Source organism: Cupriavidus sp. F041, assembly GCF_057814235.1.
This window is the reverse complement of record NZ_JBVASY010000002.1, coordinates 1,594,548-1,607,784: the sequence shown is the minus strand read 5'-3', so window position 1 is coordinate 1,607,784 and position 13,237 is coordinate 1,594,548. Positions and strand designations below refer to the sequence as shown.

Sequence of the window (13,237 nt, the reverse complement as noted above, 5' to 3'; positions counted from 1 at the left end):
CGTGTCGTGGGTTTCCCGCCGCACTTCACAGCATGGCCAGTGCGAAGGACCGCATGTCCGGGAACTCCGCGTCCGGAATCGCATTGGCCTTGGGCACCGCGCCAAATCCCGGCTTGCCGACACGACGATTGATCCATACCGTCTGCAGGCCTAGCGCCTGCGCCGGCACATGATCGTGAAAGAGACTCTGCGCGACGTGGAGAATCTGCGACCGCGGTGTCTCGATACGGCCGAGTGCCACATGGAAATTGTTCAGCGAGGGCTTGTAGCTGCGCGCCTGCTGCGCGGTGATGACATGGTCGAATTCGATTCCCAGGCGCTTGTTGGACAACGCAAAAAACTCATCGTCACCATTGGTGATGACTGCGAGCCGGAAGCGCCGCTGCAACGCAACCAGCGCGTCATGGGAATCCGGAAAAACAGGCCAGTCACCCACGGAATGCGAGAATGCGTCCAGTTCGACCTCGTTGGGCTCGAAGCCCAGGTCCCCGGCAATATGCCGCAATGACTCCTCGAGAATCTCTCGATAAGTCATGTAGGGACCGGCTTCCAGGGCGGACTCGTGCCAGGCATAGCGCTCCAGCATGTCGTCATCCCCGATCGAATGCCCCCGGTTACGCAGGATCGGGCCAAGCGCATCGCAGATACCCCGCTCCCAATCGATCAGCGTGCCGTAGACGTCGATCGTCAGTACCGTCTTGCCGGCGAACTTTGCCGCAATCTCGCTTTCCATGATGTCCTTGCTATTGTGGGCGAGCCCGCTCCGCTTCAGTGCGCGCGGGCCGTCTCGATGGCTCGCCCGATAATCGCCACGGCATCGCGCGCGTCGTCAGGCATCGTCGTCAACGGCGCTAGCAGACGCACATTGTTGCGATGCACACCGCACTTGATCACCAGCAGGCCACCATCACGGCAAGCGTCGATGACGCGCTGCGCAAAGACGGGATCGGGCTGCATAGGATCGCCGTTCTTGACGAACTCCAGGGCCAGCATCGGCCCCACACCGCGAATGGTACCAATCTCGGCGTGGCGTTGTGCCAGTTCCTCCAGGCCTGTGCGCAGCACGTCACCCAGACGATTGGCCTGTTCCAGCAACCCGTCCTCCTGGAACAAATCGAGCACGGCGAGCGCGGCGGCACATGCCAGGGGGCTGCCGGCATAGGTACCACCCAAGCCGCCCGGCTCGGGTGCGTCCATGATGTCGGCGCGGCCGACTACGGCCGACAGCGGCAATCCACCCGCCAGGCTCTTGGCCACGGTGACCAGGTCAGGCTTGATGTTGGCCTGCTGGAAGGCAAACAGCTCGCCGGTGCGTCCGAAGCCGGTCTGGATCTCGTCCGCGATCAGGACAATGCCGTGCTTCGTGGCCAGGGCGCGCAGCTTGCGCAGGAAATCCTCGCCCGCGGCGAGGAAGCCGCCATCGCCTTGCACCAGCTCGATGATGATAGCGGCCACGCGCTCGGGTGCAATCTGCGTAGCAAACAACTCGTCAAGCGCATGCAGCGCATCGTCGCCGCTGAAGCCGCGGTACGGATCTGGATACGGCGTGTGATAGACGTCGCCGGCAAACGGCCCGAAGTTCTGCTTGTAAGGCGTGCTCATGCCGGTCAGCGTCATGCCGAGCAACGTACGGCCGTGGAAGCCTCCACGGAACGCGATCACGCCGGGCGCATTGCGGTGAGCGCGCGCGATCTTGATGGCATTCTCCACAGCTTCCGCACCGGTCGTCAGGAACACGGTCTTGTAGACGTCGTCGCCGCCGATCAGTGCGTTCAGACGCGCGGCCAGATCGATGTAGACGTCGTAGCCGGCCACCTGAAATGCCGCATGGCTCAGCCGGTCGAGTTGCTTCTTGACCGCCTCCACCACCCGCGGGTGATTGTGGCCGACATTCAGCACGCCGATGCCGCCGACGAAATCCAGATAGCTACGGCCTTCCGTATCCCACACGTGCGAGCCCTGCGCGCGCTCGATGAAGATCGGGTGGGCCGTCACCACACCGCGTGCCACGTGTTCCGAGCGTGCTTTCGCGAGCGCCGCCTGCTTGTTCGTATCCACTGCCATCACTTGTCCTCTCGTTCTCTGGAATTCCGTCGTTTCAGGGTCGCCGTCACCCCATAGCGGGGGGTCGATAACATCTTAGGATCGGCGTTGCGAGGCGACTACCTGCATCAGATAGGGAATGAGGGAATTCCTTTCATATGTATTGCACAGCCTCTCGCAAAGAAATGCGATTTCCCGTTCCTGATGCAGAACACGCACCATCGACGCGCAGAGGTGCAAGCAAAGTTCTTCCAGACTCGATCGAGCTGCGGGACCTGCTCGCACGCGGCGACCGCAGTTTCCCTAGCCTTCAACCCTTTGGAGCGGCAACCGGTCAAAGCTACGTGATCGGTCCCGCCGCCAGAATCGCACCACGAGCATGCACCCGTGCGCACCAGTATTGACGACTCCTATTCAGTGATGGACGACTGCCTCGAACATTCCTGCAAAACGTAGATAGGAATGCCACCCGCGCTGCTATTGAATGCACTACAGCGCTGCAAGCAGCCGCTACAGGCCGGTCAGGATTGTCAGTGACCGGCGGAAATCAAACGGCCAAAGGAAAGGAAACAAAAATGGAGATGACAGCATCGATAGCGGCCTCGCCAGACGAGGCCAGACGCCGCCGGCGCGCGATCACAGCGACGATATTGGGCAATGGATTCGAGTGGTTCGACTTTATGGTGTATGGCTTCTTTGCCATCACCATCGGGCAACTGTTCTTCCCCACCGGCAACGAGCTCACCTCGTTGATGCTGTCGGTGGCCACGTTCGGCGTGGGCTTTGTCGTCCGACCGATCGGGGGCATCCTGATTGGCATGTATTCCGACCGCGTGGGCCGCAAGGCGGCACTCTCCCTGACCATCTTGCTGATGGCGGCCGGCACGGCACTGATCGGGCTGGCGCCGACGTATGAACAGATCGGCATCGCCGCACCTGTGCTGATCATCATCGCACGCCTGTTGCAAGGCTTCTCGGCTGGCGGGGAAATGGGCAGCGCCACTGCCTTCCTGACCGAGCATGCACCCGAAGACCAAAAGGGCTACTACGCAAGCTGGATCCAGAGCAGCATCGGATTCGCGGTGGTGCTCGGAGCGCTCGCGGGGACCGTGCTGACGCTGTGGCTCACGCCCGCGGAGGTCAAGGCGTGGGGTTGGCGCATTCCCTTCCTGCTCGGCATCCTGATCGGCCCCATTGGTTTTTATATCCGAAGCGGTGTGGATGAAACGCCTGCTTTTCTCGCCAACAAGGAAAAGGTCAAGAAGCCCTTCTCGGAAGTACTGCTGAACTATCCGCGCGAGACCTTCACCACGTTCTCGATGGTGATCCTGTGGACAGTCTGCATTTATGTCCTGCTGTTCTACATGCCGACCTACGCCGTCAAGACGCTCAAGATGCCGCAGTCGATGTCCTTCATCGCCGGCGTGGTAGGCGGCCTCATTATTACCGTACTGTCTCCCTTCGTCGGCGCCTGGTCGGACCGCATCGGACGCCGCAAGCTTCTGGCTTTCAGTTCCGGCGGGATCCTGCTGTTTGCCTATCCGATGTTCGCACTGGTGGTGACGGCGCCGACCCAGTTCAATTTGATCCTGTTCCAGGCAGTGTTCGGCGTGCTGATTGCCGGATACACCGGCCCCATCCTCGCCGCGTTCTCGGAGATCTTCCCCACCAAGATCCTGTCCACCGGGCTCTCAGTCGCCTACAACGTCGCGGTGATGACCTTCGGCGGCTTCGCCTCGCTGATCCTTACCTGGCTCATCGCCACCACCGGCAGCGCCATGGCGCCGGCCATCTATGTCATCGCGGCAGCAGCCGTCAGCTTCCTCGGCGTGACGCTGGGATTCCGTGACCGCGTACGTAGCACCACCCATCAATAAGACAGGGAGAAATAGATGAAACAATGCAATCGAAGCATCACGTTAAGCGCCTGCGCCGCAGCCGCGCTGGCGTTAGCTAGCCCGTTTGTACAGGCGCAGGTCCAGGACGTGAAGCTTGGTTTTGCCGCACCCATGACCGGCGGCCAGGCGCAGTACGGCAAGGATATGCAGAACGGCGTGACGCTCGCGCTGGAAGACTTCAACGCCAGCCATCCCAAGATCGGGGGGCGCGAGGTCCGTTTTGCTCTCGCCGCCGAGGACGACCAGGCCGACCCCAAAACTGGCTCGGTGGTGGCGCAGAAGCTGGTCGATGGCAGCATCAAGGGGATGCTCGGACACTTCAATTCCGGCACCAGCATCCCGGCATCGGCTGTGTACAGCCGCGCCGGCGTGCCTCAGATTTCCATGGCCACGGCGCCAGAGTACACGCGCCAGGGATTCAAGACCACCTTCCGCATGATGACCTCTGACACCCAGCAGGGTAGCGTGGTGGGTGCCTACGTGGTCTCCAAGCTTGGGGCGAAGAAGATCGCCATCATCGACGACCGCACGGCCTATGGCCAGGGCCTGGCGGACGAATTCGAGAAGGCTGCGCGCGCGGCGGGCGGCACCATCGTCCGCCGTGAATTCACCAGCGCCAAGGCGGTCGACTTCAAGGCGGTGCTGACCAACCTGAAGCGGCTGTCCCCTGAAGTGGTGTTCTACGGCGGCGCGGAAGCGTAATCGGCACCGCTGGCCAAGCAGTTGCGCGAGCTGGGCATGAAATCCGTGCTGGTTTCCGGCGAGATGTCGAAGACCGACAATTTCATCCGCCTCGCAGGCACGGCGGCAGAAGGTGCCATCTGTTCGCTGGCGGGCTTGCCACTGGACCAGATGCCGGGTGGCAAGGCTTACAGCCAACGCTACGAAAAGCGCTTCGGCTCGCCAGTGCAGACGTATTCGCCCTATGCCTACGACGGCGCGATGGCCATGATGAAGGCGATGGTCAAGGCGGGATCGACCGAGCCGGACCGCTACTTGCCCGCGCTGGCGTCGACCGCAATGGCCGGCGTCACCTCTCAGCAAATCGCCTATGACGACCATGGGGACCTGAAGGAAGGCGGCATCACGATCTACAAGGTGGTGTCGGGCAAGTGGCAGCCGCTGGAAAGCCTCGCGGGCCGCTAAAGCCCACGCTTGACTGAAAGCGAAAAACGCCGCACGGGTATCCTGTGCGGCGTTTCTTCATTTGCAGTACTTCTCAAGCCTACTCTTGCAGCCGCGCCAGCCGGACCCGAGCACTGCCGGCGCCGGGCGATCGGATCATCGACAGGCGGCACGGCATCGGCAGCGCCGGCCCGATGCCGCGGATCTCCGTCATCTCCGTATCGCGGGCAATGACGATAAGGTTCGACGGCCTCCCACCCATACTGCCGGTGGATGGATCATCCGCGCCGATACGCCGCGGTGTATCGAAGTGCTGCCCGATCCCCTGGATTAGCAACAACTCCTCGCATCCCTCCACCACCACAAGCCCCTTGACTCGCAGCAACCTATCCTCCAGGTAACCGGCCAGGTTCTCCAGCCACGCGGCGAGCAATGGCCATGCGACACGGCCGTTCCACTGCAGTGCATACACATTGATGCGAGGATGGCCAACCGGGCCCTCCGCCAGGAAAGCAGCAGGACTGCCCGGGAGCGTGGCCTCCCCTGACTCAGCCTCGTCGAAGGCACGCTGCGCGCGTACGTGCGGGTCGCGCTCGGCCACCAGCGTGGCCATGGCGCCTAGCGCTCGAACCAACGCCGTAGCTTGCACGATCTGTTGGGAATCGGCGACGTCCATCCGCGTCAGGACGATCACGTGGGCAGAGGCAAGTTGCGCAGCAGCCAGGCCGAACTCTTCCTGACGCGACAGCGGCCTGTCGCAGGCATAGGTGGTCACCACACGCACGCGCATGCGCAAGTACGCCAGTTCGGATAAGCTGCGCAGCACCGCACCGGGCTCAGACAGGCCGCTGCACTCAAGGATCATGCGCCGGAATCCCGGGGCGCCGGAGAGCCTCCGCGTCTCCAGCATGGCCTCGATGGTGTACTGCAGATCGTTGGTCAGGCTGCAGCAGACGCAGCCGTTGCTAAGCGTGGCCATCGGCGCGCCCGCGGTGACCGCGATCAGCGCGCCGTCGATATTGACCTGCCCCACGTCGTTGACGATGACAGCCGTGCGGCCATCGTCATCGGCGGCCAACAGATCGCCCAGCAGCGTGGTCTTGCCACTGCCCAGGAAGCCCGACAGCACCACGAACTCGGCCGGGGCTTCCATTACCGGCCGTCCTCGGCGGCATTTGCCGCGGCCACCATCCCTTCAACGTCGTCCAGCAGTTCCTGGGTGTCGAACACCATGCCGTCCTTGATGGTGGTGCGCAGGCAGCGCTGCCATTGGCCGCGCTGGCGCACCTCGTCCAGCCGCAGCGCACCCGTGCCGTAGAGCAGCTTGAAGTCGTCGAGTGGATTGCTGTCGTGGACCAGCAGATCCGCACGCTTGCCAACCTCCACCGACCCGGTTTCCGCTTCCAGCCCGAGCAACTCCGCACCGTGGTAGCTCGCAGCGCGCAGCACCTCCAGCGGGTTGAAGCCCGCTTCCTGCAGCAGCTCCAGCTCGCGCACGAAGCCAAAGCCGTAGACCTGGTACATGAACCCCGAATCGCTGCCAGCACAGACGCGGCCGCCACGGTTCTTGAAATCGCGCAGAAAGTGCATCCACAGGCGGAAGGTCTCGCGCCACTCGACTTCGTTCTGTGTGGTCCAACGATACCAGTACGATCCATGGCCGCCGCGGTGCGGCTCGAAGTACTTCAGCAGCGTGGGATCGGTGAAGCGCGCGTGCCAGTCGGCGCGGCGCGTGCGCATCAAGTCCCGGTTGGCATCGTAGACGTTCATGGTGGGCACGAAGGTGTGCCCGGCGGCGAGGAAGGCGTCTAGCACCTGTTCCCATTTCGCGCTGCCGGGTTGCGCAGCCTGCAGGAAGGTGGTGCCCGCCGTGGCGAAGCGCAGGTATTCGTCGTTGTAGTGATAGCCGGACGGAAATGACTGGACCGTGCGGTCCTCGAACAGGGCTTCAGGCAGACCGTAGGAATGCTCCGAGCTGGTCAGACCCCACTGTGCCGTGGTCAGCGCGTTCATGCGGCTGACCGCCAGCGCGGCATGGTGGCAACAGGTGCGCAGCCCGAGGTTCCTCGCCTCGTCCAACGCCGCCTCCATCACTGCCGGGGGCGCACCGAAGAACTTGACGCCGTCCGCTCCCTTGTCGGCCAACTGACGCAGCCACTCGCGCGCAGCGGCGGGCGTGTGGATGGTCTTCAGATAGTCGTTGATGGCCGGGAAATAGGCATAGGCATACAGGCTCGGGGCCGCGATGCGGTGGGCAGCAGAGGCGGCCTTTTGCTCCAGCGTCCAGGCCAGGCCGTTGAAGCAACCAGCTTCCCGGACGGTCGTCACGCCGTGTGCGAGCCACAGCTTGTAGACGTAGTCTGCTCCCGGCATGTTGCCGCTTGCCGCGTGGAACGGCGCACCTATGTGCGCATGGCTGTCGATAAAGCCAGGGGTGACGAAGCCACCTCCGCAATCGATTTCGTGTTCCGCCTGCGGCGGCCTGCGCTCGGGACGGATCGGCAAGCCAGGTACGCCGACACTGACGATGTCGGCAATCCGGTTGCCTTCGACCACAATATCGACCAGACCCCAAGGGGGCGCGCCGGTGCCGTCGATCAACGTAGCACCGCGCAGAACCATGCGAGGAAACGGCCCCACGCCGCGATCGCGGCTCCGCGCCGGCGCCACGCCAGGTAGACCATACTTGGTGAACCCCGCTACGATTTCCTCGCCGATCTCGATAGCAGCCGCCTTTGCTCTTTCCATGTCGTCTTCTTCCAGGTTGACGTCAGCGCCGCGGCGCGGTGCGGTTGCCAATGGCTACTGCCACCGTAACCAGTCCCGCACCGACCGTCGTGGCGACATCGATGCCGCGACCAAGGAACACGCTGACGAACAGGGTGGACACCACCGGCACCGCATAGGCCAGCAGCGCCACCTGATGCGGATTGCCCCTCTTCATCGCGTAGTCCCACAGATAGAAGGCACCGCCCAGCGGCCCAAGCGACAGGTACGCCAGTGTGAGCCAATGCCTGTGTGCTAGCGATGGCATCCCACCGCCCAGCGCAAGCTTGTCGTACGCAGGGAACTGGCCAAGCACCACGTAGGCGGCAAGCGAGGCCAAGCCGGCGAGTAGACAATAGAGAGAAACCGTGGCCGTGGGTACTTCGGCGAAGCGCCGCGACCAGACCGAGTAATAAGCCCAGATCAGCGCCGAAACGAGCGCAAGCGCAAATCCGATCCCTGCGCCGGCGCCGAACACCGGCACCGCTCCGAGGCAGGCTGCCGCACCGGCAAAGCCAAGCACGCCGGCGCTGACATGGCTGCGGGTGAGCTTGTGGCCATGCAACATCAGCGGTGCCAGCAGAATGATGAACAGCGGCCACAGATAGTGCAGCAAGTTAGCCGCGACGGGATCGGCAGTCTTCAGGCTCAGGAAGTAGAGCGCGTGATAGCCCAACATGGCCAGACTGCCCACCAGAACGGCACCCGGCTCCAGTCGTCTCCAGGGAACCCACGGCAGCCCGATGATGCCGCCCCCAGCCAAGGCCACGCCCGTGGTCAACAGCGGCGACAGACCGGACAGGCTGACCACCAACACGGCGAGCGTGCTCCAGATCAAGAGCGCGCAGACCGCCAGGGCCATGGGCAACCACGCTCGGACCCTTGGAGTGCCAGAGATGTCGGCGTCGGTCAACTCGGCAGTCGATTTCTGCGCTTCAGCTATGGTCGTGGCGGCCTCCGGCACGCCCTGAAGCAGAGTAGCAGCCTCCCCGTTCATGCCTGTTCCCCAGCGCCAAATACGAACACTGCAGCAGCGCCAGGTGCCAGTGCCTCGATCTGCGCTAGTGCAGTAGGCGCCACGCCTTCGTCCTGGCATAGGAAGGCAAATGCCCCTACGGTTCGACGGCAAACCACCACTGGCACGTTGACCAGCGTGCGTGTGCCAAGCGAGCGCAGCAGTGCGTGATCAGGAAAGTAGCGAGCCAGGGCGGCATCGCCGGCGGCGACCAGTACGCGCTGCTGCTGCAGGACATGCTCCGCCCATTCGCTACCCCCGAGATGCTTCCAGCCCCCCACCGGATAGGCCGAAGGAACGCTGGAATAAAGTCGGCGCACGTCACCTGGCCCGTCTGCGCCGACCGCCGCAGATGCCTTTGCGACCAGGGCGGTCATGTGCAGAAAAGGCATCGCCTTTGCGGCGACTGCTGCAAAGCGGGCAAAGGCGTCCTGCACCGACTCACCACCCCGCACGGCCGCTGCAGCCTGACCCACCAGCGTACTGTCAACGCCAGCCGCGTCGGCCTGCTGCGGCCGGGTCCCAGTCTTCTCCTGCGCTAGCGCACTAAATGCAAGCAGCGCCAGTCCGCTCCCGGTAGCAAATTGTCGTCGATTCATAGCAGGCCCCCAGCATTGTCGATGGGTTGAGCATAGACGCGGCGCGCGCCAAGCACTTCCAACGGACAATATGAAACGCGGCGTCTTTCATCCTATGGACCGTATGATCCTGCTTTGTGCTTTCAATGACCGGTCAAGCACAGCAGCGCACCGTCCTGCGTCTTGCCCGCGAGGAAGTCCAACATCAGCGCACCAGACCGGATCATGCCGATGGCGTTGGTAATGCCCTTGCCATAGATGTCCGGCCCGAGACGTGCACCGGCTCGAACAGCGACGGATGGTCGCGGTTCGATTTCAGATTGGCCGAAGGGGCCAGACCGATGATGCCCTTGCAAGCGGGACTGCCTGCGCTGGTCGCGCGGCACCGGAAAAACTAGTGCCAAACGTAGGACGACGGGACCAGTGCCTACTACGGGTACGCTGATGCAGTCCGAACCTGCGCTGCCTATCATCGCCTCACCGCCACGAAGTCGTCGCTCGACGTGAGCCGCTTTGGCGCCTTGGTGGCGGCTTCACCGTAAGCCTGGTAAGCACGCGCGCAATGGGCAATCCCCTACGGAGCGCGGATATTGGTGGACTGGCGGCCGAGAAGTCCGTTGCTTGTTCGGCCGCCGGGCTCTTTCAGTGGTAGAGTCGATCATCATTCTTTATCGCGCAGCCTTATGCCGCCACCCGTTGAACGTGGACCCGTCGATTCAGCAGACCATCAACAGGGCATGGAAAGCGCCGCTGATGCGCACAGTGTGACCATGCAGATTCCGGCAATTGTTCCAGCTCAAGCCGCTCTGGTGGTCATGCACTATCAGACCGACATCCTGGCGTTATTTCCATCGGTCGCGCCCACTTTGCTCTCCAATACGCGCAAGCTGTGTGACGCTGCGCGGGCCAAGGGCGTCAGCGTCTATTTCGCCAAGATCCACTTTCGTCCAGGCTATCCGGAAGTCAGTCCGTTGAACAGGAACGGGCAGGGAATCAAGCAACTTGGTCTTTTCGTCGACGACCAGATCTCGCCGGAACTCGGCCAACAGGCCACCGAACCGATCATCATCGCTCATCGTGCCAGCGTGTTCTTTGGTACCGACCTGCAGGTGCGGCTTTCCGCGCAGGGTATCGATACCCTGCTCATGGTGGGCATTGCGTCGACCGGTGTGGTGCTGTCGTCGGTCGCGTACGCGAGCGATGCGGACTTCCGTTTATTCACGGTCAAGGATTGCTGCTACGACCCGGATCAGGTCGTGCACGATCATCTTTTTTCAACGGCGTTCGATTCGCGCACAACGGTGCTCTCGCTCGCTGATGCCTTGCTGTTGCTTGCCTAGCATTTGCTGGCATTTCAACAGTTTGGGGAGCGAAGCAGTCGCTCCACCGCGCGTCGTGCGGCTCGCTCAATGGCCGGTTGTGGCTTGAGGAGTAGGCATTGTGAGGTCCCTGTCGGCTGTCCGTTCCCGCCCCTTCTGAGACACGCATCCGAATCAATCGAGCGGCCGATCGCGAGCGCTCGGCGGACAACACAACGCCCCGGCACCCAGCCTGGGCTTATCTTATTGTGCGTTCTCGGATAAGCACCTATACTTAGCCATATGGATAAGTATAGATTGGCGGTCAGCGAGGTGTTCCAGGCACTGGCTGACCCCACACGTCTCGCAATCATTTGCACGCTGGTCGGCGGCGCGCAGACGGTATCGGCGTTGGCAGCACCATTCGATATGGCGCTGCCGTCCTTCATGAAACACCTGACTGTCCTTGAGCGCAGCGGACTTATCGTTACACATAAGGTCGGCCGCACTCGCACGTGCGAGCTACGACCAGAAAGACTGTCGGAGGCCGAGCAGTGGATAGCCGAGCAGCGAGCTATGTGGGACACAAGATCAGACCGGATGGTCCATTTCGTTGAACGACTTCATCAAGAGGAGCCAACCAATGACACAAAACGCAGCTGATAGCGCTGATTCCCGCGACCTCGTTATCACCCGCGTGCTACGCGCGCCGCGAGCCGCCTTGTGGCGCGCATGGTCCGAACCGGAACTCCTGAAGGAATGGTGGTGCCCGAAGCCCTGGACAACGGAAGTGATCGCCTTCAACCTGCAACCGGGCGGCGCTTTCCATACCCTCATGAAGGGCCCGGACGGGAACAGCAGCGATAACCCTGGCTGCTTTCTCGACGTCGCTCCCCAATCGCGCCTTGTTTTCACGTCAATGCTCACGGCAGGCTGGCGTCCGACTAAGCCGTGGCTGGGCTTCACCGCTGTCATTACAATGGCCGACGATGGCGAAGGCAGCCGCTATGTCGCCAGGGTGATGCACCAGGACGACGCCGAGCGTGAGCAGCACGAGAAGCTTGGCTTCTTCGACGGCTGGAATAGCGTGATAACGCAGCTCGACGAATTTGCGTGCTCGCTCCGTTGAATGCTGCGGCCGTAGCCGTTATGTCTTGACCGCTTGAGGAAGAGCCCCAGCTATGCCGGGGCTTCTTTTTAATCCGTTTCGGCACTTCACGGCAGTCGTGGCAATGGCCATTGCACCACGAGGAGCAGCCAAACAAGTCACCGCCACCATTGACCGTGTCTGTTAAGGATTGTTCGACGCCTGCCCACACGCGCCGCTCCCTCTCACAGTCCTGCAGACGAGGGCAGACATCAAACAATCCTTAACATAAGCGGCGTCCGCCAGTCGCTCCTCGGGCGTCTCTTCCCAACCCATCACGGCCGTTGCGCGCGCGCGGTTGAACGGCGGTTATGGCACCGAGCTACGGACATTCGCCATTGCATAGAGGGAAATGGCTGAGGAATCAGGCCCTGGGTGGATCGAACGCGAGAAGTCTTACGGCTTGACCATGTTTTAAGCGGTCTTTCTTCGGGACTGATCCCCAGTGCGCGTGACGGCCGAATCATCCCGATGCTCGGCGAGTATTGGACCCTACCGAGCTATCGCCCCAATCTCTCCCGCAGGAACTCAATGAAGCGCTGAGTCTTCGCGGGAAGCAGGCGGGTCTCGGTGATGGCATAGACCGGCATTGGCGTGCCGTGCCATGCCCGCATGATGCGCCGCAGCTTCCCGCTGGCCAGGTCATCGGCAACGATTTCCTCGGGCATCAGGATGATGCCCATGTCGAGCGTCGCCAGCCGGCGGATCATGCCAACGCTGTTGAGCGTGAAGCGGCTAGCCACCGACACCGTGGTGGCGCGCTCGCCGTCGTGCAATGTCCACGATCCCGCCTTCAGGATGCCCGGGCACTCATGCCGTGCCAGGTCGGCGGGCTTGGCTGGCTCGCCCGATCGCTCCAGGTAGCCCGGCGAGGCATAGAGGTATGGTGTGAGCGAGGCCAGCGTGCGTGCGATCAGCTGCGAGCTTTCGGATTCCCCCATGCGGATTGCCACGTCGAAGGGTTCGCTGACCAGGTCGACCCGTCTCGGCGTCAGGTCGAAATCGAAGGTGATGCCAGGATAGAGGCCGGCAAATTCGGCGATCAGGGGTGCCAGGTAGGTCACGGCAAAATCCACCGGCAACGAGGCGCGCAGCACGCCGCTAGGCTGGGCCAGCATTTCGCCTAGCTGCTCGTGTGCCAGGCGGGCTTCATCGACGATGCGCTTGCAACGCTCGAAATAAATCTGGCCGGCCTCGGTCAGTTCGATCTTGCGGGTCGTCCGATGCAGCAGGCGCAGCCCGATCGCCTTCTCCAATCCGCTGATCCGGCGCGACAGTGTCGAGTTCGGCACGCCCATGGCCTCCCCGGCGCTGCGAAAACCCTTGGCTTTGACGACCTCAACAAACAACGCCATGTCATTAAGCAG

General features: G+C 62.5%; 11 protein-coding genes and 2 pseudogenes. 5 read left to right on the top strand and 8 right to left on the bottom strand.

Going from position 1 to position 13,237, the window contains the following annotated elements; all coding sequences use genetic code 11:
- Window positions 1–25 precede the first annotated feature (25 nt).
- Together ACZY0R_RS24595 and ACZY0R_RS24590 are read right to left on the bottom strand one after the other, a co-directional pair.
- Window positions 26–733 carry a haloacid dehalogenase type II gene (locus ACZY0R_RS24595; RefSeq protein WP_045240346.1) on the bottom strand — a complete coding sequence of 236 codons (708 nt, stop codon included), beginning with the start codon at window positions 731–733 and terminating at the stop codon, window positions 26–28.
- Window positions 734–768: 35 nt separating this feature from the next.
- Entirely contained in the window at window positions 769–2,064 is a 1,296-nt protein-coding gene (locus tag ACZY0R_RS24590) for an aspartate aminotransferase family protein (RefSeq protein ID WP_488861987.1), read from the bottom strand.
- 554 nt (window positions 2,065–2,618) lie between these two features.
- On the opposite strand from ACZY0R_RS24590, the gene ACZY0R_RS24585 reads away from it, so the two are divergent.
- Both ACZY0R_RS24585 and ACZY0R_RS24580 read left to right on the top strand, forming a co-directional pair.
- Window positions 2,619–3,920, top strand: a complete 1,302-nt coding sequence (locus ACZY0R_RS24585) for an MFS transporter (protein ID WP_488861985.1) — start codon at window positions 2,619–2,621, stop codon at window positions 3,918–3,920.
- Between the two features lie 15 nt (window positions 3,921–3,935).
- Window positions 3,936–5,087, top strand: a pseudogene (locus ACZY0R_RS24580) (branched-chain amino acid ABC transporter substrate-binding protein).
- Between the two features lie 79 nt (window positions 5,088–5,166).
- On the opposite strand, the gene ACZY0R_RS24575 reads toward ACZY0R_RS24580, so the two are convergent.
- From ACZY0R_RS24575 to ACZY0R_RS24555, 5 genes and pseudogenes are all read right to left on the bottom strand, one after another.
- The gene (locus ACZY0R_RS24575; protein ID WP_488861983.1) at window positions 5,167–6,219 is read right to left on the bottom strand and encodes a CobW family GTP-binding protein; all 1,053 of its coding nucleotides are present in this window, start codon (window positions 6,217–6,219) and stop codon (window positions 5,167–5,169) included.
- Window positions 6,219–7,814, bottom strand: coding sequence for an amidohydrolase family protein (locus ACZY0R_RS24570; RefSeq protein WP_488861981.1), 1,596 nt, complete (start codon window positions 7,812–7,814; stop codon window positions 6,219–6,221). Before ACZY0R_RS24570 ends, ACZY0R_RS24575 begins: the two co-directional genes overlap by 1 nt.
- Window positions 7,815–7,836: 22 nt before the next feature.
- Window positions 7,837–8,829, bottom strand: a complete 993-nt coding sequence (locus ACZY0R_RS24565) for a DMT family transporter (protein WP_488861979.1) — start codon at window positions 8,827–8,829, stop codon at window positions 7,837–7,839.
- Window positions 8,826–9,446, bottom strand: a complete 621-nt coding sequence (locus ACZY0R_RS24560) for a GAF domain-containing protein (protein ID WP_488861977.1) — start codon at window positions 9,444–9,446, stop codon at window positions 8,826–8,828. Before ACZY0R_RS24560 ends, ACZY0R_RS24565 begins: the two co-directional genes overlap by 4 nt.
- A gap of 170 nt (window positions 9,447–9,616) precedes the next feature.
- Window positions 9,617–9,786, bottom strand: a pseudogene (locus ACZY0R_RS24555) (isocitrate/isopropylmalate family dehydrogenase); the annotation flags it as partial.
- A gap of 376 nt (window positions 9,787–10,162) precedes the next feature.
- On the opposite strand from ACZY0R_RS24555, the gene ACZY0R_RS24550 reads away from it, so the two are divergent.
- From ACZY0R_RS24550 to ACZY0R_RS24540, 3 genes are all read left to right on the top strand, one after another.
- On the top strand, window positions 10,163–10,765 hold the full coding sequence (locus tag ACZY0R_RS24550; protein ID WP_488861975.1) for a cysteine hydrolase family protein: 603 nt from the start codon (window positions 10,163–10,165) through the stop codon (window positions 10,763–10,765).
- Window positions 10,766–11,026: 261 nt separating this feature from the next.
- Window positions 11,027–11,386, top strand: coding sequence for a metalloregulator ArsR/SmtB family transcription factor (locus tag ACZY0R_RS24545; protein ID WP_045238986.1), 360 nt, complete (start codon window positions 11,027–11,029; stop codon window positions 11,384–11,386).
- Window positions 11,367–11,852: an SRPBCC family protein gene (locus ACZY0R_RS24540; RefSeq protein ID WP_488861973.1), complete on the top strand. Its 486-nt coding sequence runs from the start codon at window positions 11,367–11,369 to the stop codon at window positions 11,850–11,852. The genes ACZY0R_RS24545 and ACZY0R_RS24540 overlap by 20 nt, the downstream gene beginning before the upstream one ends.
- Window positions 11,853–12,370: 518 nt before the next feature.
- On the opposite strand, the gene ACZY0R_RS24535 is transcribed toward ACZY0R_RS24540, so the two are convergent.
- Entirely contained in the window at window positions 12,371–13,225 is an 855-nt protein-coding gene (locus ACZY0R_RS24535) for a LysR family transcriptional regulator (RefSeq protein WP_488861972.1), read from the bottom strand.
- Window positions 13,226–13,237 lie beyond the last annotated feature (12 nt).